At 51.1% G+C, this 763-nt stretch carries 1 protein-coding gene and 1 pseudogene; both read right to left on the reverse strand.

Translation table 11 applies throughout. The annotated features are described in order from the left end of the window. Nucleotides 1–110 (reverse strand): annotated as a pseudogene (locus Ga0466249_RS28105) (2-oxoglutarate ferredoxin oxidoreductase subunit beta); the annotation flags it as partial. A gap of 8 nt (nt 111–118) precedes the next feature. After that, a partial coding sequence (locus Ga0466249_RS28110) for a transketolase C-terminal domain-containing protein (protein WP_281422711.1) occupies nt 119–763 on the reverse strand: 645 nt, incomplete at its 5' end.

Below are 763 nucleotides of genomic sequence, written 5' to 3' on the forward strand. Positions count from 1 at the left end.
TTATCGATGGCTTTGACTGCGGCACTTGTGACTATGCCGTTGCCGCAGCCGGGACACCACATGTGAGGCAAGTGATTTTGACGATAATATTTTTGTACGAGTTGTTCCATGTTCATGATTATTTCTCCTCCCGGCTGAGTTTGACAAGACCGCTGAGTAGTTCGGCGGGAGTGATGGCTTCGTTGTTATATTTGGTATAGGAAATGACGGGGATTTTCCCGCCTACGGCTTTTTGGACTTCGCCGACATACTGGCCGCAGTTGAGTTCGGCAACTAAGATCTTTTTGACGCGCGTGGCAAGTTCTTCGATTTGCTGTTGGGCAAAGGGCCAAATGGTAATGGGACGAAACAGTCCGATTTTGATGCCTTGAGCGCGGGCTTGATCAACGGCTGCATAGGCTGTACGAGCGGTACCGCCAAAGGCGATGACGGCGTATTCGGCATCTTCGAGACGATATTCTTCATACGTCACGATATCATCGAGATTGTCGGAGAGTTTTTGGTTTAAGCGATCCATCTGGGCAACGGTGGCGGCAGGGGAACCGTTGGGGAAGCCGCTTTCGTCATGAATGAGTCCGGTGACATGATAACGGTAGCCGGCACCAAAGGGCGGCATGGGACAGATTTTATCGCTGTCAGCATGATAGGCCTGGTAGCTTCTGGATGGTTTTTCTGTCGGCTGTTTGCGCAGGGGCTGCTTGATACTGTCGTAGTTATCAGGGAGCTCGATTTTTTCGCGCATATGGCCGACGATTTCGTCCAT

It is taken from the genome of Pelorhabdus rhamnosifermentans (assembly GCF_018835585.1).
In the GTDB taxonomy this organism is placed as follows: Bacteria; Bacillota; Negativicutes; order UMGS1260; family UMGS1260; genus Pelorhabdus; species Pelorhabdus rhamnosifermentans.